At 71.2% G+C, this 21,187-nt stretch carries 16 protein-coding genes; 11 read left to right on the top strand and 5 right to left on the bottom strand.

Going from position 1 to position 21,187, the window contains the following annotated elements; genetic code table 11:
* Positions 1–10: 10 nt before the first annotated feature.
* On the top strand, positions 11–634 hold the full coding sequence (locus tag ACVGV2_RS08325) for a TetR/AcrR family transcriptional regulator (RefSeq protein WP_459165470.1): 624 nt from the start codon (positions 11–13) through the stop codon (positions 632–634).
* A 144-nt stretch (positions 635–778) separates the two neighbouring features.
* On the opposite strand, the gene ACVGV2_RS08320 is transcribed toward ACVGV2_RS08325, so the two are convergent.
* A complete protein-coding gene (locus tag ACVGV2_RS08320) occupies positions 779–1,252 on the bottom strand; it encodes an SPW repeat protein (protein ID WP_459165469.1) in 474 nt (157 codons plus the stop codon).
* A gap of 850 nt (positions 1,253–2,102) precedes the next feature.
* Here ACVGV2_RS08320 and ACVGV2_RS08315 point away from each other — a divergent pair.
* Positions 2,103–3,149 carry a C40 family peptidase gene (locus ACVGV2_RS08315; protein WP_459165468.1) on the top strand — a complete coding sequence of 349 codons (1,047 nt, stop codon included), beginning with the start codon at positions 2,103–2,105 and terminating at the stop codon, positions 3,147–3,149.
* A gap of 271 nt (positions 3,150–3,420) precedes the next feature.
* On the top strand, positions 3,421–5,781 hold the full coding sequence (locus ACVGV2_RS08310; RefSeq protein WP_459165467.1) for a xanthine dehydrogenase family protein molybdopterin-binding subunit: 2,361 nt from the start codon (positions 3,421–3,423) through the stop codon (positions 5,779–5,781).
* A 126-nt stretch (positions 5,782–5,907) separates the two neighbouring features.
* Here ACVGV2_RS08310 and ACVGV2_RS08305 read toward each other — a convergent pair whose 3' ends face one another.
* A complete protein-coding gene (locus ACVGV2_RS08305; protein WP_459165466.1) occupies positions 5,908–7,317 on the bottom strand; it encodes a diguanylate cyclase domain-containing protein in 1,410 nt (469 codons plus the stop codon).
* A gap of 546 nt (positions 7,318–7,863) precedes the next feature.
* Between ACVGV2_RS08305 and ACVGV2_RS08300 the strand changes: the two genes are divergently transcribed.
* The 7 genes from ACVGV2_RS08300 to ACVGV2_RS08270 all read left to right on the top strand — a co-directional run bounded on the left by ACVGV2_RS08300 (position 7,864) and on the right by ACVGV2_RS08270 (position 15,301).
* Complete coding sequence (locus tag ACVGV2_RS08300; RefSeq protein WP_459165465.1) at positions 7,864–8,472, top strand: acetate uptake transporter; 609 nt, start codon at positions 7,864–7,866, stop codon at positions 8,470–8,472.
* Between the two features lie 92 nt (positions 8,473–8,564).
* Entirely contained in the window at positions 8,565–10,535 is a 1,971-nt protein-coding gene (gene acs / locus ACVGV2_RS08295) for an acetate--CoA ligase (protein WP_459165464.1), read from the top strand.
* Between the two features lie 163 nt (positions 10,536–10,698).
* Positions 10,699–11,760, top strand: coding sequence for a sensor histidine kinase (locus ACVGV2_RS08290; protein WP_459165463.1), 1,062 nt, complete (start codon positions 10,699–10,701; stop codon positions 11,758–11,760).
* Complete coding sequence (locus ACVGV2_RS08285; protein WP_459165462.1) at positions 11,757–12,542, top strand: LytR/AlgR family response regulator transcription factor; 786 nt, start codon at positions 11,757–11,759, stop codon at positions 12,540–12,542. The genes ACVGV2_RS08290 and ACVGV2_RS08285 overlap by 4 nt, the downstream gene beginning before the upstream one ends.
* Before the next feature lie 23 nt (positions 12,543–12,565).
* Positions 12,566–12,889 (top strand): hypothetical protein, encoded by a 324-nt coding sequence (locus ACVGV2_RS08280; protein WP_459165461.1) that lies wholly within the window; start codon positions 12,566–12,568, stop codon positions 12,887–12,889.
* On the top strand, positions 12,886–14,598 hold the full coding sequence (locus tag ACVGV2_RS08275; RefSeq protein WP_459165460.1) for a sodium/solute symporter: 1,713 nt from the start codon (positions 12,886–12,888) through the stop codon (positions 14,596–14,598). Before ACVGV2_RS08280 ends, ACVGV2_RS08275 begins: the two co-directional genes overlap by 4 nt.
* A 4-nt stretch (positions 14,599–14,602) precedes the next feature.
* A complete protein-coding gene (locus ACVGV2_RS08270; RefSeq protein WP_459165459.1) occupies positions 14,603–15,301 on the top strand; it encodes a class I SAM-dependent methyltransferase in 699 nt (232 codons plus the stop codon).
* An 18-nt stretch (positions 15,302–15,319) separates the two neighbouring features.
* On the opposite strand, the gene ACVGV2_RS08265 is transcribed toward ACVGV2_RS08270, so the two are convergent.
* The 3 genes from ACVGV2_RS08265 to ACVGV2_RS08255 form a co-directional block, all read right to left on the bottom strand.
* Positions 15,320–16,720 (bottom strand): condensation domain-containing protein, encoded by a 1,401-nt coding sequence (locus ACVGV2_RS08265; RefSeq protein WP_459165458.1) that lies wholly within the window; start codon positions 16,718–16,720, stop codon positions 15,320–15,322.
* Positions 16,721–16,796: 76 nt separating this feature from the next.
* On the bottom strand, positions 16,797–17,642 hold the full coding sequence (locus ACVGV2_RS08260; RefSeq protein WP_459165457.1) for a lysophospholipid acyltransferase family protein: 846 nt from the start codon (positions 17,640–17,642) through the stop codon (positions 16,797–16,799).
* Positions 17,643–17,906: 264 nt separating this feature from the next.
* The gene (locus ACVGV2_RS08255; protein ID WP_459165456.1) at positions 17,907–18,587 is read right to left on the bottom strand and encodes a haloacid dehalogenase type II; all 681 of its coding nucleotides are present in this window, start codon (positions 18,585–18,587) and stop codon (positions 17,907–17,909) included.
* Between the two features lie 265 nt (positions 18,588–18,852).
* On the opposite strand from ACVGV2_RS08255, the gene ACVGV2_RS08250 reads away from it, so the two are divergent.
* Positions 18,853–21,042: a heavy metal translocating P-type ATPase gene (locus tag ACVGV2_RS08250; protein WP_459165455.1), complete on the top strand. Its 2,190-nt coding sequence runs from the start codon at positions 18,853–18,855 to the stop codon at positions 21,040–21,042.
* Positions 21,043–21,187 lie beyond the last annotated feature (145 nt).

Genomic DNA, 21,187 nt, shown 5'->3' with positions numbered 1-21,187 from the left:
GATGGTGGACATGACGGCGAGGACGGCGAGCAAGAACTCGAACCGCGGGCGCCCGGGCTACGATCTCGACTCCCTGCTGCGCACGGCGGCGGTGGTGTTCCACGAACGCGGCTACGACGGCACGAGCATGGAGGACCTCGCCAAGCGGCTCGGCATCACGAAGTCGGCGATCTACTACCACGTCTCCGGCAAGGAGGAACTGCTCCGCCTGAGCGTCGACCGGGCGCTCGACTCGCTGTTCGCGGTCACCGAGGAAGCCGCCTCCCAGCAGGGCACGGCGATCGACCGGTTGCAGCACGTGGTGCAGCGGAGCGTGCAGATCCTCGTCGAGGAGCAGGCGTTCGTCACGGTGCTGCTGCGCCTGCGGGGCAACAGCAAGGTCGAGCGGCAGGCCATGACGCGTCGCCGCAAGATCGACCACTTCCTCAGCGACCTCGTCGAGGATGCCCAGAGCGAAGGCAGCATCCGGAGCGATCTCGATCCGGCACTGACCACGCGGCTGCTGTTCGGCATGGTCAACTCGATCATCGAGTGGTACCGGCCGCGCAAGGGGTTGTCGGCCGAAGAGATCGCCGAAGCGGTGGTGAAGTTGGCCTTCCGCGGACTCGAGTCCACACCGGACGGCAGCGCGTGAACCGTGCGGTACGTGCTCCGCGCGGCGCGCGGGGACCACCTTCCCGGCACTCCCGGAAAGCGCCGGCACGGATCGGCCGGCACGGATCGGGGTGGTGACGCCGCGTGCGCCACCACCCCGGGCCGTCACCGGTCACTCGTGCGGTCACTGCTCGCCGGAGCGAGTGCTCGCCCGAGTGCCCGCCATCGCGAACGCGGCCACGCCCGCGCCCGCGATCACCATGATCGCGCCTGTCACCACGTTGCTCCACACCAGACCTGCGGTCGGCCCGCCCGCCGGGACGAGCCAGGTGGAGATGATCATCCAGATTCCCAGCGGGGCCGCCACCCAGGACAGCCCACCACCGCGCTCGGCCATGCCGGTGACGCCGAGTCCGATCGCGACGACCACGAGACCGATGATGAGGTGGTGCGTGGCCAGCGAAGGCAGGCCGCTCAGGCCGATCACCAGCGGTGAGATCGCTGCCCACACTCCGGCCAGGGCGAGAACTCCGTCTCCGAGGACCGTGCGGGGCGACCCGAGAGTTCCGCCGTACTGCCGCTGCAATTCGACCACATCGGGGTGGTCGCGCATGGATTCCCGTTCCGCGGTCCGACGCGGTTCTGCTCCGTCAACCACGGTGATCCTCCTCTGCTCGAAGGTGCGTGCCGGGTGGAGGGGATTCCACGCGGGCACTGCAATCCCGGTGCGTCCGGTGCGGACGAGGCGGCGAACCCGGGAACGAGCCGGCGCCGTGCCACCGGGAACGTTTCGGTGTGTGCGGTCGGATTCGTGCGTGCGGGTTCCGATAGAGACCGCTGTCGTGCGGCGTCCGGGAGGAGCACTCACCTCGGGCCGTCACCGGGGACGCGTGCCACCGGTTCCGCGAACGTCGCGCCGTGGACATCCCGCAGGAGTCCGCGACCAATCCACGACCAAGAGGCCGCGAGCACGCGCATCGTGTTCGCCGCTTCATGTTAGCGCGTCCACTTGCACCGCAACCAGGATTTTCGGCCCTGATGCGGCCCGAAGCCGAAAAGACAACGTCGAACTCCAGTTCGCCCCGGGCGGGCTGAGCGCCGCATCACCAGCAAGCACCGCACCCCCGGCAAGCACGGGCGCGGACTCGCCGCCCACAGCAGCGGCGCCCGCAGCGCGCGACCCGGCCGTGCGGCCCGGCCGCACACCCCGGCCGTGCGGCCCGTCAGGGCTCCCGCGCGCAACGCACCACCGGCCGGTTCCGCGGCGGCCGGCCCCGAGCTCCTGCCGCGACCCGGACCCCCTTGCCGGGGGCGCGCCCGCACCCCGAGATCGCTGTACTAGCCTGCAGCACGTTGCGCGTCCCAGGCGTGGTCGTGCGAGGAAACCTGACGCTCCCGGACGTCCCCGGCGATTCGCGACGAAGCGGGCGCGCCGTCCGGGAGGCCCCCGTTCCCCGAACAGCAGCCCGACGCAAACCCCCGAACCCGGCGAAGGAGACGGAGTCACCGTGCACCACGCGGCGTCGCCCCGACCGAAACGCACGATCCGTGCTGCCTGCACGGCCGCGGTCCTCACCGCCACGATGGGCGTAACGGCCTCCCCCGCCCTGGCGGCCCCCGAGCTGCCCGACGACCCCCAGCAGGCCGAGCAGAAGCTGCACGAGCTGTCCCGCCGCGCCGAGGAAATCACCGAGAAGTACAAGAAGGCCCAGGACGACCACAAGGCCAAGCAGGAGGAACTGGCCAAGGCCACGGACAAGACGCAGCAGGCCGAGCGCGTCGCCGAGCAGGCCCGCCGCGAGGAGGAGCGCTTCCGCGGCCACGTCGACCAGCTGACGCGCGCCAGCTACCAGGGAGCGCGGCTGAACAAGATGTCGGCGTTGCTGGCCAGCGAAACCCCGGACGACTTCCTCGACCGCGCCGCCACGCTCGACGTGCTGGCGCAGGACAACAACGAGGTCATCGGCCGGCTCGCCGCGGCCACGCACCGCGCGGAGAAGGCCGAGCAGCAGGCGCAGGCCGCGCGCGACCGCGCCGCGAAGGCCGAAGCCGACGCGGCGCGCCTGAAAACCGACATCGAGAACCGCAAGGCCGACATGGACCAGCAGGTGGCCAAGGTCGAAGAGCACTACAACAGCCTCAGCGAGCAGGTGCAGGAGGAGATCTCCGGGGAAACCAGCTCGGTCGGGCAGCTCGTCGGCGGCGGTTCGGCCATCGAAGCGGTCAACGCGGCGCTGAGCAAGCAGGGCTCGCCCTACGTCTTCGGTGCCAAGGGCCCGAGCCAGTTCGACTGCTCCGGCCTCGTCCAGTGGTCGTTCGAGCAGGCCGGGGTGGAACTGCCCGCCTCCACCCAGTCGCAGATCAGCGAGGGGCAGGAGGTCTCGCAGAGCGAGATGAAGCCGGGCGACGTGATCTTCTTCTACAGCTCCGGCAGCCACAACGGCATCTACATCGGCAACGGGCAGATCGTGCACGCCCCCACCGAGGGGCAGGACGTCACGGTCGAAGAGGTCGCCTACATGGGCGACGTCAACACGGTGCGCCGCTACACCTGAGGCGCACCGCCAGCTGAACCGGCCGCAGCCCTGCTGCGAACCACCGGCCCGCGGTCAGCGCCGCGGGCCGGTGGCCCGTTCCGGCCTTCCCACTTCGCGCGCCACTGCTGCGCACGGGTGTTCCCGGTACCGCCCGAACGGAGGATCTTCGCCGACACACCGCACCGAACGGCCCGCAGGGCGGTGCGTGCACGCCGACGTTCGGCGATCCTGGAGCGGAGCGCCCACGGCGAACCGCGACCGCCCACGCGGCGGGGAAGGTTGTCCGAACATGACCGAAACGCTCCGACCGGCCGTCGGAACTCCGGTTCCGCGCACCGAGGACCGGCCGCTGATCCAGGGCAGGGCCAGCTGGACCGACACGATCACCCCGCCTGCAACGATGCACGTGGCGGTGCTGCGCAGCCCCTTCGCGCACGCGCGCATCACGGCTCTGGACACCGCCGCAGCGGCTGAGCTCTCCGGTGTCGTGGCGGTGTTCAGCGGGGCCGACCTCGCCGACGAGTGGGTCGGCATCCCGTGCGCCTGGCCGGTCACCGAGGACATCCACCTGCCCGAGCACCCGCCGATGGCGGTCGACACCGTCCGGTTCGTCGGCGAACCCGTCGCCGTCGTCGTGGCCACCGACCGCGCGGCGGCCGAGGACGCCCTCGAGCACGTCGACGTCGACTACGAGCCCGCCGAGGCCGTCGCGGACGTCGAAGAGGCCCTGCGCGGCGGCCCGCTGGTGCACGAGCGGTTCGGCACGAACGAGTGCTACACGTGGGGACTGGACAACGGCGACGTCCAGTCGGCGTTCGCGAACGCCGAGGTCACCCTGTCGCAGCGGTACGTCCAGCAGCGGTTGCAACCCACGCCGATGGAGCCGCGCGCGGTGGTGGCCACCCCGGACCCCGCGGGCGAGGGGTTCACCGTGCACTCCTCGACGCAGATCCCGCACATCCTGCGTGGTGTGCTGGCCGCGGTGTGCTCGGTTCCGGAATCCAAGCTGCGGGTGGTGGCTCCGGACGTCGGCGGCGGCTTCGGCGGCAAGCTCAACGTCTACCCCGAGGAATGCCTGTGCTTGGCGCTGGCGCGGCGGTTGGGCTCACCCGTGAAGTGGGTGGCCGACCGCTCCGAGGACAGCCAAGCGATGACGCACGGTCGCGGCCAGGTGCAGTACGTCGACCTCGCGGCCACGAACGAGGGGCGCCTGCTGGGCATGCGGGTGCGCATCCTCGCCGACATGGGCGCTTACCTGCAGCTGCTCACGCCGGGCATCCCGCTGCTGAGCGCGTTCATCTTCCCGGGGGTCTACTCCTTCGACGCCTTCTCCATCGAGTGCCGCGGGGTGTTCACCAACCGCACGCCCACCGACTCCTACCGCGGCGCGGGACGCACCGAAGGCATCTACGGGGTCGAACGAGCCGTGGACGCGCTGGCCCGCAAGCTCGGCATGGACCCTGCCGAGGTCCGCCGCCGCAACTACCACGCCCCCTTCGACTCGGGCTCCACCACTCCCTCCGGGCTCGAGATGGATTCCGGCGACTACCCGCGCGCGTTGGACCGGGCGCTCGAACTGTCCGACTACTCCGGCTGGCGCGCCGAGCAGCGGCGCAGGCGCGACAACGGCGATCCGGTGCAGCTCGGCATCGGCGTGTGCAGCTACACGGAGAACGGCGGCCTGTCACCGTCGAAGATGACCGCCGCGCTGCGGCTGGGCGCACCCGGGTGGGAGATGGCCGGTGTGCGGATGCTCGCAGGCGGCACGGTGCAGGTCGTCACCGGCACCTCGCCGCACGGGCAGGGGCACGAGACGACCTGGGCGCAGATCGTGGCCGATGACCTGGGGGTGGCCGTCGAGGACGTCGAGGTCGTGCACAGCGACACCAACGCCGCGCCGTACGGGCTGGACACCTACGGTTCGCGCAGCGCGGCGGTCGGTGGCACGGCGGTGCACCTGGCCGCCCGCAAGGTGCTGACCAAGGCGCGGGCGATCGCCGCGCACGTGCTGGAGGCCGCCGAGGAGGACCTCGAGTTCGAGGCGGGGCACTTCTCCGTGGCGGGCGCGCCCGGCGGCAGCGTCTCGATCCAGGAGGTGGCGGGGGCCGCGTACCTCGCGGCCGACCTGCCGGAGGGGATGGAACCGGGCCTGTCGGAGGAGCAGTTCTTCGACCCGCCGAACTTCACCTACCCCTTCGGCACGCACATCTGCGTGGTCGAAGTGGACACGGAAACGGGAAAGGTCACCGTGCCACGGTATTTCGGCGTCGACGACTGCGGAAACGTCATCAATCCAGCCATTGTGGATGGACAGATGCACGGCGGCATCGCCCAGGGCATCGGTCAGGCGCTGTACGAGGAGGCCGTGCACGACGCCGACGGGACGCTCACCAGCGCCGCCCTGTCGGATTACCTCGTGCCGGCGGCACCGGAACTGCCGGAGTTCACCCTCGGGCACACGGTGACCCCGTCACCGACGAACGCGCTCGGCGCGAAGGGCGCGGGAGAATCCGGCTCGATCGCCGCCACCCCGGCCGTGGTCAACGCAGTCCTCGACGCGCTGGCCCCGTTCGGCGTGGAACACATCGACATGCCCGCCACTCCGCGGCGGGTGTGGGAGGCGATCCAGCACGCCCGGCAGTCCTCCTGACCAGACAGCAGCACTCCTGGTCACCGGCCCACCAAGGCGCTGCCTCGGCAGGCCGGTGGCCGCTCCCCGTGCGCCGACGCAGCGCTCCTGCGCACCCGACACAGCGGGCGTCGAGAGCGCGCCCGACTACCGCGCCTTGTCGCGGTACATGGCTTCGTCCGCCCGGGCCAGCGCCGCCATGGGCGTGTCCGCCCCTCCGGCGAGCACGTGGCCGACGCTGACCGCGACCTCCTCGTGGTTCTCCCGCCCCAGGCGGACCGGAACCTCGAAGGCACCGGTCAGCCGCTGCTTGAACTGCTCCGGCGAACCGGCGGGTTCGAGGATGACGACGAACTCGTCCCCGCCGATGCGGCCGACGAAGTCGGTTTCCCGCGTGCACTGCTTCAACCGCTGGGCGCAGGTGCGCAGCAACGCATCGCCGGTGTTGTGGCCGAACCGGTCGTTGATCTCCTTGAAGCTGTCCAGGTCGACGTAGACCAGACCGATCTGGTAGTGGGCCCGGGCGGCACGAGCCAACGCCTCGTCGAGGTACTGCAGCACGAGCGCGCGATTGGCGACCCCCGTGAGATCATCGTGCGTGGCCTGGTGGTGCAGTTCCAGGTGCACGCTGTAGAGCTGCTGCAACGTCACGAGCTGGCGCAGCACGACCAGCCCCACCACCACGCCCAGCAGGTACATCTCCACCGGTGTGGTCGCGCCGCCGCGCGCCCGGCCGACGACCATGATGATGATCACCGCCGCCAGCGGCACGTACGGCAGGAACAGCAGCGACAGGCTCGGTTTCAGCGGCGGCAGCGGCTTGTCCGGAACCAGGGCGGCGATCAGCAGGAACACCGGTGCGGCCATGTAGCCGATGTCGTTGGCAGGTGCGGCACCCACCTCGAGGGAGATGGTGTAGGTGTAGAGGGCGTCGGACACGCCGTTCGCGATGAGCCCGAGCATGATCCAGGCGAGCGGGATGCGGCGCACGCTGTGCAAGGTCACCGCGAACAGGATCGCCGCCACGATGAGCACGAGGTCACCGAACGTGTAAGCCACCGACAGCAGCAGTTCCGCGGAGTTGTCCCCGTACAGGATCGATCCGAGGGTCAGTTCCCACAGCAGCGCCGCCAGGCTGCAGATGATGATCAGCGCGTCGAGCACCAGCACCCGGCGCGGGGAGACGACGTCCTCCCGGCGCAGCGACCGCTCCTCGCGGGCGGCACTGACGAGGGCGACGAGCACGCACAGCGGCAGCCCGAAGAAGAGGACGTTCTCGGCGTCGGGGAACGGGAAGACCCGGCCGTCGATCCGGTGCCACGTCCACATCGCCTGCGCGATCACCCACAGCGCCAGCGCCGCGAACAACCACACCCGCCACGCCTCACCGCGGCGGTACCCCGTGATGCCGAATGCCGCGGAGGCCGCGACCCCTCCGACGAGCCCGATCATGTCGGCGACCGTGCGCGCGAGCGAGGGGGAAAGCACCCCGGAGGCCACCACGACGGCCACCGCGCACACGGCGACGGCGAGCAACCACGGCCACTGCCTCACCACGGCGACCGCACCAGGTTCGGCGTTCGACGGTGGCGAGGCGCCCGGGTTGGACCGAGACCGGCCGCACCGCTCCGGCGGCGCACCCGCGCGACGGGCGCGCCGCCTTCGTCCCGCGGCCGGGGGACGCGGCATCGACCAGCATTCATGCCACTCGCCGCCTGATCCTTCGTTCCGCACACGCCGTGCCACCTGCGGAGCACGCATCCACATTCCCCACCGGCCACGACCGAACCAGGGCCACCGGAATCCGGTGCCCAGCCGGACCGTGCAGTCCGCGAGGCGTACAAAAAGTATACCGCGGCCGGGAGGTGCGCACAGTTGAGCGAACGGCCGGAGCACACCGCTCGTCGCGTGCATCCACCACCGGTCGTGCTGCGCGACCGCTCGGCGCGGCGCTGTTGCGTTCGGTTCCACACCCACCCAAGGATGTCGCGCACATGACAACCCCTTCGGGGGTGAAGAAGCGAATCGGCGTGGCGGGGCTTTCCTCGCCTCGCGAACGGATTCCACTCTGAGTCCAACGGAAAGCTTCACCAAGGAGAAGTGATGTCGAACAGCGACACGGGCGGTGCTCCGGACCCGACGGCACACATCGCCGATCCCGCACCACTGGGGTTGGCCGGGTTCGCCTCGACCACCCTGGTACTGAGCTTCGTCAACGCGGGCCTGGTGGGCACCACCGTGGAGACGACCGCGGTGATCGCGCTGGCACTGTTCTACGGTGGCCTGGCCCAGCTGCTCGCGGGAATGTGGGAATTCCGCAAGGGCAACACCTTCGGCGCCACGGCCTTTCCCACCTACGGCTCCTTCTGGATTGCGTTCGCCGTGTACGTGTGGTTGTTCATGGACACCATGAGCGAACCGCAGCAGGCCGTGGCGACCGGTCTTTTCCTGCTCGTCTTCACGATCGTGACGGGATACCTCACGATCGCCTCGCTTGCCACGAACACGGCCCTGGTGACCGTGTTCGTCCTGCTGTTCGTGACGTTCCTGCTGCTGACGGTCGGCGAACTGGCCGGCGTCTCGGCGCTGGGAACGCTCGGCGGTTGGGTCGGGATCCTGACAGCGCTGGCCGCCTACTACGCCTCGTTCGCGGTGGTGCTCAACGCGACGTGGAAGCGCACGGTCCTGCCCGTCGGACCGCTGACACGGTGAACCACGCCTGCGGCCCCAGGAACGCACCGCACCCGTCATCCCGTCACGGGCAGAAGCCCCGTCACGAGCAGAAGGAAGCAGCAGGCACACGCATGAGCGACAAGCAAGCGCCCACCGGCGACACCGGAGCGCGCACCTTCCCACCGAGCGCGGAGTTCGCCGCCCAGGCCAACGCCGGCTCCGAGCTGTACGACCGGGCGGCGGCTGGGCGCGAAGAGTTCTGGGCGAGCCAGGCCGAACGGCTGCACTGGGACGCGAAGTGGCACGAGGTCGTCGACTGGTCCAACGCCCCGTTCGCCCGGTGGTTCACCGGTGGCCGGCTCAACGTCGCCTACAACTGCGTCGACCGCCACGTCGAGGCGGGGCACGGCGCGCAGATCGCACTGCACTGGGTGGGCGAACCCGGGGACACCCGCGACATCAGCTACGCCGAGCTGCAGCGGGAGGTCTCCCGCGCGGCCAACGCGTTGAGCTCGATCGGTGTGCGGGCCGGTGACCGGGTCGCCATCCAGCTGCAGATGATCCCCGAAGCCGTCGTGGCCATGCTGGCCTGCGCGCGCCTCGGAGCTACGCACAGCGTCGTCTTCGGCGGGTTCTCCCCGAGCGCGCTGCGATCGCGGGTGGACGACGCCGAGGCGTCCGTCGTGATCACCTCGGACGGGCAGTACCGGCGCGGGCAGGCGGCGCCGATGAAGGAGAACGTCGACGAAGCGCTGCGGGGCGCCGAAACGGTCCGCCACGTCGTCGTGGTCCGCCGCACCGGTGACGACCTCGGCTCCGTGCCGTGGACCGAGGGCCGCGACCTGTGGTGGCACGAGCTGCTCGGCGAGCAGCCCGAGCAGCACAGCCCGGAGTCGTTCGACGCCGAGCACCCGCTGTTCATCCTCTACACCTCGGGCACCACGGGCAAGCCGAAGGGCATCGTGCACAGTTCGGGTGGCTACCTCACGCAGGCCGCCTACACGCACGACGTCGTGTTCGACCACGAGCCCGGTCGCGACGTCTACTGGTGCACCGCCGACATCGGTTGGGTCACCGGGCACACCTACATCGTCTACGGTCCGCTGGCGAACCGGGCGAGCCAGGTGCTCTACGAGGGCACGCCGAACACGCCGCACCAGGGACGGCACTGGGAGATCGTGCAGCGCTACGGCGTGTCGATCTACTACACCGCCCCCACCCTCGTGCGCACGTTCATGAAGTGGGGCGAGGACATCCCCGCCGGCTACGACCTGTCCTCGCTGCGGGTGCTCGGCACGGTCGGCGAACCGATCAACCCGGAGGCCTGGACCTGGTTCCGCGAGCACGTCGGCCGGTCCCGCACCCCGATCGTCGACACGTGGTGGCAGACCGAGACCGGTGCCATCATGATCAGCCCGCTGCCCGGGGTCACCGCCGCCAAACCGGGTTCGGCGCAGCACCCGCTACCCGGGATCTCCGCGAAGGTCGTCGACGACCGCGGCGACGAGGTGCCGGCCGGCGCCGGCGGGTACCTGGTGCTGACCGAACCGTGGCCGGCGATGTTGCGGGGCATCTGGGGCGACCCGGAACGCTACCGGGACACCTACTGGTCCGCGTTCGCCGACCTCGGCTACTACTTCGCCGGTGACGGGGCGAAGTACGACGAGGACGGCGACATCTGGCTGCTGGGCCGCGTCGACGACGTCATGAACGTTTCCGGGCACCGCATCTCCACGACCGAGGTGGAAAGCGCGCTCGTGTCCCATTCGGCCGTGGCCGAGGCGGCGGTCGTCGGCGCCTCCGACGAGACCACCGGCCAGGCGATCGCGGCGTTCGTGATCCCGCGCGGCGAAGCTTCCGCTGCGCAGGAGGTCACGCAGGAGCTGCGCGAGCACGTGGCCGCCGAGATCGGGGCGATCGCCAAACCCAAGCGGATCATGGTGGTTCCGGAACTGCCCAAGACGCGGTCGGGAAAGATCATGCGGCGGCTGCTGCGGGACGTCGCCGAGGACCGCGAAGTCGGCGACGTCAGCACGCTGGCCGACTCGAGCGTGATGGACTCCATCGCCCGCGGCATGCGCGCTCCGGACGACGAGGGCTGAGGGCGTTTCTCCGCACCGGGTGTCCCCGCCTCGGCGTTGCGGCAGTGTTCAGCTCTGCGGGCTGATCGGGTACGTTCCCCGGGCGGCCGGGTTCGGGTTCATGACCGGCCCGACCGGCCGCCGGGACCGACCGCCACCTGCCGTCCGCCGAGGTTGAACCGTCATGCCGGTGCGCGCTGCCAAGTCACTGCTACGGCCGGAGAGGACGGCCGGGGACCCCACGAGCGCGCTGACCGCGGCCCGGCACCTGCTGGACGGTCTCCGCGACGGCAGCACCACGCCGGCCGCGGCACGAGCGCTGGAACGCACCCGCGAGCTGCTGGACGTGCCGGGGCTCGCACTGACGGACTTGTCCGGCCAAGCAGTGTGGTCCGGCACGCCCGTCGCCGACGAGCAGGTAGCACCGCTCGTCGAGAACACCTGGCGCACCGAGCGCCGCAGCGGACGCTCCCCCTTGATCACCGTGCCGCTGCACGTCCACGACGAACTCGCCGCCGTGCTCGTCGTCTCCGGACGCGCCCGCGAGAGCGCGCTCCGCGAGACCGCCGCGCTGCTCGTCCACGGTCTGGAACGCGGCGAACTCGAAGTCTCGGCCGAGCACGCCGGTCGGGCCGAACTGCGCGCGCTGCGCGCCGAGATCTCCCCGCACTTCGTGCACAACGCGTTGACCGTCATCGGCTCGCTGGTGCGCGGTTCCCCCGAGCGCGCCCAGGAGCTGCTGCTCGACTTCGCCGACTACGCCCGCTACACCTTCGCCCGCAACGACGAGTACACGACGGTGTCCGAGGAGTTCTGCGCCATCGAAACCTACCTCGGGCTGCAGCGGGCCGTGCTGGGCGAGCGCCTGCAGGTCCGCATCCGCGTCGCCCCGGAGGTGCTGGGGGTGGCGCTGCCCTGCCTGATCCTCGAACCCCTGGTGGAGAACGCGATCCGGCACGGCATCGAACCGCGCACCGAGCCCGGCACGTTGGAGGTGCGCGGCGGTGCCGACGGCGACGACTGCGTGATCACGGTGGAGGACGACGGACCGGGGATGCCTCCGGACCACGCCACCGAGCTCCTCGCCGGCGAATCACCGAGCGGACGAACAGGTCTGGCCAACGTGGACCGACGTCTCCGCAAGGTCTACGGTTCCTGGTTCGGACTGGTCCTGGAAACCGACGTCGGCAGCGGAACGCGCGCCGTGGTCCGTCTGCCGCGTTTCCAAGCTGGAGTGACACCGTGACCGAAAATCATGGCGAACTGCGCGTTCTCGTCGTCGACGACGTCGCCGAAGCGGCCGACGAGCTGGCCCGGCTGCTGGCGGATGCGCCCGAAGTGGACAGCGTCAGCACCGCTACCGACCCGCTCGCAGCGATCCGCGAGATCGAGACGAGCTCCTTCGACGCCGTGTTCCTCGACATCGCCATGCCCGGCCTGGGCGGGCTGGAACTCGGCTCCCTGCTGTCGCGCCTGACCACTCCCCCGGTGATCGTGTTCGTCACCGCCTACGCCGAACACGCCGTGAACGCCTACGGCGTCGGAGCGATCGACTACCTGCTCAAGCCGGTCCGCGCGGAACGGCTCGCCACCGCCGTGTCCAAGGTGCGGCGCATGGTCCGGGGCACGCACGTGGTGGAACAGGAATCGAATCCCGACCCGGGCGAGGACCTGCCGGTGCTCGAGGTGGAGTGCGAGGGGCGCACCTGGTACGTGCGCCGCGACGACGTGCGATTCGTGGAAGCCAACGGCGACTACGTCCGACTGCGCACCCCCACCGGGCGGCACCCGGTGCGCATGCCCATCTCCCGACTGGAACAGGAGTGGACCCGCGCCCACTTCCTGCGCGTGCACCGCAGCTACCTGATCGACCTCCGCGCCGTGCGCGAACTGCGCAGCGACTCGGCGGGCAGCCTGCTGGCCCGCACCGATGTCGGCGACGTCCCCGTCAGCCGCCGCCACGCCCGCCACCTGCGACAGAGCCTGCTGCACGCCGCGCAGAACGGCCTGCTGGAGAGCACGTCTTGAACCGCCCGCGCCGGACGACCGTGATGAGTCCGCGCACGCGCCTGGCCCGCGAACGCGGCCGGACCCGCCGCCGTTGGCCCGCGGGACGGCTCGACGCCGCCCAAGCGCGGCACGCGCAGCGCACGCGGCGAGGCCTGGTCCCCCCGGTGCTCGGCACGCTCACGGCTCTGGTGCTGCTGCTGTTCGGCTTGCCGGTGCTGCTGTGGCTGCTGCCGGTGCTCACCGAAGTGCAGCTGGCCGGCGTTCCGGCCTCCTGGCTGCTCGTCGGGGCGCTGCCCTTCCCCGCGATGCTCGCGCTGACCTGGTACCACCTCCAACGGGCCGAGAAGATCGAGGAGAACGCTTGACAGCCCTCGTGCCCGTCGCCGCCCTGCTGGTGCTGACGCTGCTCATCGGTACGCGCGGGGTGGCCGCGATGCGCACCACGTCGGACTTCCTCGTGGCCTCGCGGCAGGTCTCGCCGCTGGTCAACGCCGCGGCCGTGTCCGGCGAATACCTGTCGGCGGCCTCGTTCCTCGGCATCGCCGGGCTGATGCTCAAAAGCGGCGCGGGAGCGCTGTGGTACGCGGTGGGCTTCACCGCCGGCTACGTCGTGATGCTCACCCTCATCGCCGCACCGATGCGGCGTTCCGGAGCGCTGACCGTGCCGGATTTCGCGGAGGCACGGCTGCAATCACTGGCCGTGCGCCGGTTGTCGGCGGTGATCGTGCTGGTGATCGCGACGTTGTACATCGTCGCGCAGCTGCGCACCGCGGGGCTGGTGCTCGGGCTGATCGCGGACACGCCGTACTGGGTGGGTGTCGTGCTCGCCGCCGCGACGGTGAGCCTCACGACGGCGCTGGGCGGCATGCGCGCTGCCACGTACGTGCAAGCTTTCCAGTTCGTCCTCAAGCTGGTGCTGTTCGTCGGCTGCGCCGCGGTGCTGCTGGTGCTCGTCGGCGGGCAGACCCGCGAGGAGCTGGGCGACCCCGCCGAGTTCACGCACTTCGAGCAGCGCACCCGGGTCACCTTCGACGTGCCGGTCACGCTCGAGATCACCGAACCCACCCGCGTGCTGACCGAAGGGGGCGAGCCGCGCACACTGCGGCCGGGCGGGGTCGACGTCGGCGCCGACGAGCGGCTCACCTTCCCGCGGGGCGCGGCGGTGCCGACCGTCGACGGCGGCCACCGCCCTGGTAGCCGGGAATGGGCCCACCCGCTCGTGGACAACGGCGCGACCGAACAACCGCTGCTGAGCACCTGGGGTGTGCTGCTGGCGACCATGTTCGGCACGATGGGGTTGCCGCACGTCCTCGTCCGCTTCCACACCAGCCCGAGCGGCGCCGCGGCACGCCGCACCGCGGCGTTCACCGTGGCGCTGCTGAGCGCGTTCTACCTCTTCCCCGGCGTCTACGGCGCGCTGGCGCGGGTGCTGACACCGCAGCTGTACCTCACGGGCGGCGCGGACACCGCCGTGGTGGCCCTGCCGATGCGGTTCGACGACGGGCCGGCCGGCCCGGTGCTGACGGCGCTGCTGAGCGTCGGCGCGTTCTCGGCGGTGCTGGCCACCTCGCTCGGACTGATGCTCGTGGCGTCCTCGGCCGTGGCGCACGACCTCATGCCGGCACGGCTGCGCACGCTGCGCCTGAGCGCTCTCGGGGCGGCCGCGCTGTTCGTCGCCGCGACGCTGCTCGTGCCGAACGCCGACGTCGACACGCTCGTGACCTGGGCCTTCACCGTGGCCGCCGCGACGTTCTGCCCGCTGCTCGTGCTCGGGATCTGGTGGGACGGGCTCACCACCCGCGGTGCGATCGCGGGCATGACCGCGGGCCTGGTGAGCACCTCGGCGGCCACCTGCGTCGCGCTGTTCGATCCGGAACTCGCCCCGTGGGCCACGAGTCTGCTGCGCCAGCCGGCGCTGTGGACGGTGCCGCTGGCGTTCGTGCTGATGCTGCTCGTGTCCTGGCGGGACCCGGCACCTCGGGGCGATCGCACGGCGATGGTGCGCCTGCACCTGGCGCGGCCGGCGGGCGCGAACGCGGGCACCGCGGATCCGGAACCGAGCGGGAAGAGGTGAGGGCGTGGTCACCGGCTGGGACGATGCGACGACCGCGGAGGCGTTCAGCTCGTTCGACGCGGAGTTGTGGTGGCGAGCGGGCTACCGCTACCTCCCGGAAGAGCTCGCCGTCAGCCCCGGGCAGCGGGTGCTCGACCTCGGCTGCGGTCCCGGCGTGGTGACGCGGTGGTTGGCGCGGACGTGCGATGTCCGCGTCTTCGGTCTCGACCGGTCCTCGGCGATGCTCGAGCTGGCCTCCCGCGAAGCCGACGATCCCCGCGCGTCCTTCCACCGGCTGCGGCACGGCGCTCTGGACAGGCTGCTACCGCAGTGTTCGGTGGATGCGGTGATGGCGACGTTCGTCTACGAGTGCGAACCGCGCTGGTCCGAACTGGCCCAGCTCACCAGCGGGGTGCTCCGGGCACTGCGTCCGGCGGGGCGGTTCGTGCTGATGGCCGGCAACCCGGGCACGACAGGCACCCTCTTCGAGGGGCTGCGCCAGGGTGAACCGGGAGTGGTCTACCGCCCGGGCGATGACCTGCCGGTGGACGTGCGGCGGTGCGACGGCACGTGGGAGCGGATCTGGGACGTGTTCTGGGACCGCGGCAGTTACGACCAACTCCTGCAGCAGGCCGGTTTCCGCGTGCTCGGTCATCGCAGCCCGGTCGTGGCCGAGGTGGGGGCGGCGCCGTTCATGCTCGTCACGGCCCAGCGCCCGGGTTGACCGCGCTGAAGCGCCGGTTCAGCGCGCCGGGACAGGCACCGGCCGGTGCGCACCGGTCTCCGCGACCGCGCGCACCACGTGCCGCAGCCGCACCAGGAACGCGCGCGCGGTGGCGCGGGCACCGCCGGTGTCCGCGTGGGCGATGGTCACCGACAGCCCCTCGTGCGTGCGGTGGAACCACAGACCGGCGTGCCAACCGTCCACCTGCACGAACTTGCCGAGGTTGCACGCGTTCCACTCCGACCAGCACTCGAACCCCGGGACGTCGCGGAAGTCCATGTAGGACACGTTGAACGGCGCTTCGGCGAGATCGCCGAGCAGCTCACCGACCCTGCCGCTGGGCACGCGCAACGCGGGGATCGCGCGGCGGATCGTCGCCGCGGCGCTCGCGTTGACCTCGGCGAAGCTCTCCGTGCCGCGCACCGCGAGCTCGAACGGCAGCACGTTGACGTACCACCCCATCGAACTGGCCCACTCGCTGCGGCGGCGCGTGTGCATCGGCAGCGTCGCCCGGAACTCGCTCGTGCCGCCGGTGTCGAAGGCGGTCAGAGCGCAGGCGGCCATCACCCCGGTGTGGAACCGTCCGCCGCCGTCCGCGCACGCCGTTTCGAAACCGGCGGCTTCCTCCGCGCTCAGCAGCCCTTCGCGGTGCGCCGTCGACGGCACCGCCCGCCCCGGTGCGAGTTCCGGATCGAACGGGAACCGCGAGTTCTCGCCGGCTTCGCCGTCGAGGAACTTGCGCCACACCCCCACAGCCGGGTGGGTCGCGTCCACTTCGGCGGCCGCGGACCGTTCCGCCGCGCTGTAGTCGACGTGGCTGCCGGTCGCGGCCAGTTCCGCCGGGCGGCCGTCCCGGTCGGCGGCGAGCAGTTCCCGGATCTCGTGCGGGACGAGCCCGTTGGAGTAGCCGTCGGTGGTGCTGTGGTCGAACGCCGTGATCACCGTCGCTGTCCCCCCGTGCAGCACGGCGGCGAACACGTAGGCCGGCCACTGCGACAACACGTCCGTGCCCTCGTCGAACAGTTCCTCCAACCGGTCGCGCACGTCCTCTCCGGAGGCGAAGTCCCCGATCACGGCGGAGCTGACGACCAGTTGCCGCGGCGCGTAGGTGAACCGCCGCGGCCGTCTTCCGGATCGGACCAGCCCGCTGCGGAGACCTTCGTGGCGCCGCACCCAGGTTTCGAAGGCGCGGCGGAGCGGGTCGGGCTCGTGCACGTCCGGCGCTTCGAAGGCGATGGCCAGCCACGTGGGCGACCACCGCTCGGTGCGCAGCAGCTCCTCTTCGATGCGCAGGTGGGTCTGCTGCAGGTAGGACGGCGGCCGGTCATCACCGGGGGCGGCTCCGGCCTCGGTGGGCTCCACGCGGAACTCCACGAGACGTCCGGGCGGCACGGGGTGGTCGGCGAGCGCGGTGAGCATGGGTTCCCTTCGTGTGGTGCGGAATTGGCAGCGGTGGCCGCGAGGGCGCGTCGGCACGTGCGGGAGGTCCGCCCGCTCAGCGCCGCGGCTGCTCGGCGAAGGCCGAGGCCGCGCAGCTGTCGGGCACCGGCCCGGCGAGGTCGTCGATCGGTCGCTTCGCGAGGTCGGCCAGTTCGCGGCGATCGGCCGCGGCTTCCGGGCAGAGCGCGGGCAGCAGGGTGATGTGCAGGTGCAGTCCGCGCAGCCGCAGCACGCGGCGCAGCATCCTCGCGGGCGATTCGTCCTGGGCGAAGAACGTGGCCCGCGCGGTGGGCGCCCCGTCGGCCAGCACGCAGCGGATCAGCACCGGTTGCACGGCGGCGCCGGCGTCGAGCGCGGCTTGCAGCACGGCCGGTGGGAACGGCCCGCCGGGTTCGCGGCAGCGGATCTGCCCTTCCGGATAAGCGAGCACGGACTCACCGGAGCGCAACGCATCGGCGACGGAGCGGACCATCTCCACCAGGCCCGAACCGCCGCCGTCGACGTGGACGGTCCCGCTCGCGCGGCTCAACCGGCCGAGCACCGGGCTGTCCGCTGATCCGCGGTCTGCGATGGCGACGAAACGGCCGAACCGCGCCAGCATCGCCATCGCGTCGAATGCGGACACGTGGTTGGACACCACGAGTTTCGCACCCGAGTGTTCGGGCGCACCGTCGATGCGAACGGAGATCCCGGCGGCCCGCAGCAAGCAGCGCGACCACAGTTGCAGCAGGCGCCGTGCGGACCCCTGCGAAAGCCACCGCGCGAGCCGTCCGAACACGATCGCCACCAGGTACGAGGCCAGCACGGCGAGCTGCCGCAGAAAGCGGTGCACCACACCGACGCGCGGCGGGACGTCGTCGGGCGGCAAGCACGCGTGTCGGCAGTTGTTGTGCACTGTCACCAACCCATCGCAGTTTCCCGGGCGGAGCGAAATGTCCGCAGTGGACTTCCGCTCGAGCCGAACGGACGCACCATCGCGGTGCCGCCCCATCTTGCGATGCGTGTCCAGCCCGACGTTTCCCCCATAACGAGATCCCTGCCGGTCGTTTTCGGCCGTGTCGCCGTGCCACCACCGAGCCGTCATCACGAGCTCGGCGGCCGAGGACGCCGAATTTCACCTGAACGAGTGGCACGAAAACCGACGAGAGGGCAGCATTTCCCGCGTTCAGTCCTGCACCGCGGGCATGTCCCTGAGCGCCTCGGCGACGTCGACGAGATCCTCCCCGGTGACGTCCGGCCGAGCGCACACGTCGGAGTAGTGACCTTCGAGGCGACTGGCCCACCCCGTGGTGAGCCCGGCGCGCTTGGCGCCGTGGCAGTCGAAGGCGTGCACGGCCACCAGGGCGACATCGCTCGCCGGCCGGCCGAGACGCCGCAGCGCGTGCTCGTACACCGTGATGGCAGGTTTCCAGCCGGGCACGTCGGCCACCGTCAGAACCTCGTCGACGTAGCCGTCGAGGCCGCTGCGCGCGAGGAAGTTCGCGGTGGCTTCGGCGGTACCGTTGCTCAGGCACGCCATCGCGATTCCGGCTTCGGACAGCGTCCGCATGGCGGGCTCGGCGTCGGGATGCGGCGGCAGTTCGCCCAAACCCCCCAGGATGTAGTCCACGGCGTCGTCGTCGAGCTCTCCCCGCGACAACGTGCGCAGTGATGTCGCAGCGACCACGGGGAAGGGCTCGTAGTCCCCGGTCAACGTCAACGTCATGCCCTCGCGCAGCAGCCGGTCGAACCAGAGTTCCAGCAGGTTGGCGGACAGGCCGGTGTCGAGGAAGCGCTCGCGGAGCGGTTCCAGGGACATCAGCGTTTCGATGACGTCGAACACCACTGCGTGCGGCCGAGTGGACATGACGGCTCCTCGCTGGGTCGGTGCTCGCTCTCCGGCAAGAGGAAACGCGCAAGCTCGCGGCTGGGCGGGACCACCGCCATCGTGCCACGCACAGCTTTCTGCGATGCGCGATCGAATCGGGCCCGGCGGCACTTCCCTCCGTTCGGAGGACGGATCCGGGCGCAGCGGGCCCGCACGCCCGGCGGCAACGCCGCCGGTTGCACGGGTGCGATCGCACTCCTAACGTGGAGCAAGAACACCCCCAGGGGGTATACGAGGAGGCGAGATGGAGCACGGGCACGACCGCGAGGCTCCGCAGTCGCGGCAGGACAGCACAGCCGCGCACGCCGCGGGTGAAAACGGCGCGCACGGGCCTGCTCGCGCGGAGCAGCTCGACGGCACCGGTGAGCATGACGCACGCGGCGCGGACGACCACGGTCAACACGGCGGTCACGGTGATCACGGCGATCACGCAGGCCGATTCAGGCGGCTTTTCTGGATCATGCTGCTGCTCGCCCTGCCCGTGGTCGCCGCGAGCTCCGCATTCGCCGACCTGCTCGGCTATCCGCTGCCCGCGACCGGATGGGTCCGGTGGATTTCACCCGTGCTCGGCACGGTGATGTTCGCCTGGGGCGGCCAACCGTTCCTCACCGGGGCGGCCGCCGAAATCCGCGCCCGCAGGCCGGGGATGATGCTGCTCATCGGCCTGGCGATCACGGTCGCCTTCCTCTCCTCGTGGGCGGCCACTCTCGGTCTGGTGCACCGGGGCCTCGAGTTCTGGTGGGAACTCGCACTGCTCATCGTGATCATGCTGCTGGGGCACTGGGTCGAGATGCGCTCGCTCGCACGCACTTCCTCGGCCTTGGAGTCGATCGCAGCGCTGCTGCCGGACACCGCGGAACGCGTCGAGGACGGCCGGGTCGTGACGGTCTCCCCCGACGACGTGCGGATCGACGACCGCCTCGTCGTGCGCCCCGGAGGGCGCGTCCCGGCCGACGGCCGCATCGCCGAAGGCGCGGCGAACATGGACGAGTCCCTCATCACCGGCGAGTCGCGGCCCGTCATGCGCGGCGCCGGCGACACCGTCGTCGCCGGGACCGTCGCCACCGATTCCGGCGTGCGCGTCGACGTCACCGCCGTGGGCGAGGACACCGCCCTGGCCGGCATCCAACGGCTCGTGCAGCAAGCGCAGCATTCGCGGTCCCGTGCGCAGCGGCTGGCCGACACCGCCGCGGGCTGGCTGTTCTGGTTCGCGCTGGGTGCGGCCGCGCTGGCCGCGGTGGCGTGGTCCCTGCTCGGCTCGACCGACACGGCCGTGACCCGCACCATCACCGTGCTGGTCATCGCCTGTCCGCACGCGCTCGGGCTGGCGATTCCGCTGGTGGTCTCGCTGACCACCGAACGCGCCGCCCGGGGCGGCGTGCTCATCAAGGACCGCCTCGCCCTGGAGAGCATGCGCACCGTCGACGTCGTGCTGTTCGACAAGACGGGGACGCTGACACGGGGCGCGCCGACCGTCAGGGAGGTCGAAGCCGCCGGGGAGTTCGACCGGGACGCGGTGCTCGCCACGGCCGCCGCTGCCGAATCGGACAGCGAGCACCCCCTGGCGCGCGCCGTTGTCGAGGCGGCCACCGCACGCGGCCTGAGGTTGCCGCAGGCCACCGATTTCACCGCCGAGCCCGCGGTCGGCGTGCGTGCCGCGGTCGAGCACCGGCAGGTCGCGGTGGGCGGTCCCGAGCTGCTGCGCCAGCACGGCCAGGAGGAACTCGACGCGGCGGCGCGGTGGCGCGGGGAAGGCGCCAGCATCCTGCACGTGCTCGTCGACGGGGCCGTCGTCGGCGCCCTGGAGCTCACCGACGAGGTCCGGCCGGAATCGCGCAGCGCCGTGGACGCGCTGCACCGCGTCGGCATCGACGTCGCCATGATCACCGGGGACGCGCAGCAGGTGGCCCGGTCCGTCGCCGGGGAGCTCGGCATCGACCGCTTCTTCTCGGAAGTTCGACCGGAGCACAAGTCCGCCGCGGTGCGGCAACTGCAGGAGGAGGGCCGCGCGGTGGCGATGGTGGGCGACGGGATCAACGACGCCCCCGCGCTCGCCCAGGCCGACGTCGGCATCGCCATCGGCGCGGGCACCGACGTGGCCATCGCCTCGGCCGGGGTGATCCTCGCCAGCGACGACCCGCGCTCGGTGCTGTCGGTGGTCGAGCTCTCCCGCGCGGGCTACCGCAAGATGCTGCAGAACCTGTGGTGGGCGGCCGGCTACAACCTGCTGGCCGTGCCGCTGGCCGCCGGCGTTCTCGCGTTCACCGGTTTCGTCCTGCCCATGTCGGTCGGCGCCATCCTCATGTCGCTGTCCACGCTCGTCGTCGCCGCGAACGCGCAGCTGCTGCGCGGGCTCGACCTGCGTCCCGAATCCAGCACCCGCGCGATCCTGAACGAGCCCGGGCCCGCCGGTGAACCGGCGCACTCCCGATGACGCACCGAATCGTTTCACCCGCAGGTCGCGGAGCCTGAGCGGCGCTCGGCAACCGCCCGCGCAAACGCCAAAGCGCTCTCGGCCCGCCACAGCCGGGCGAACGGCCCATGCCCTGAACGTGGAACGCGGCGGGCGCCGGCCGCGC

It is taken from the genome of Bounagaea algeriensis (genome assembly GCF_054491375.1).
This window is presented reverse-complemented; position numbering and strand designations above follow the sequence as displayed.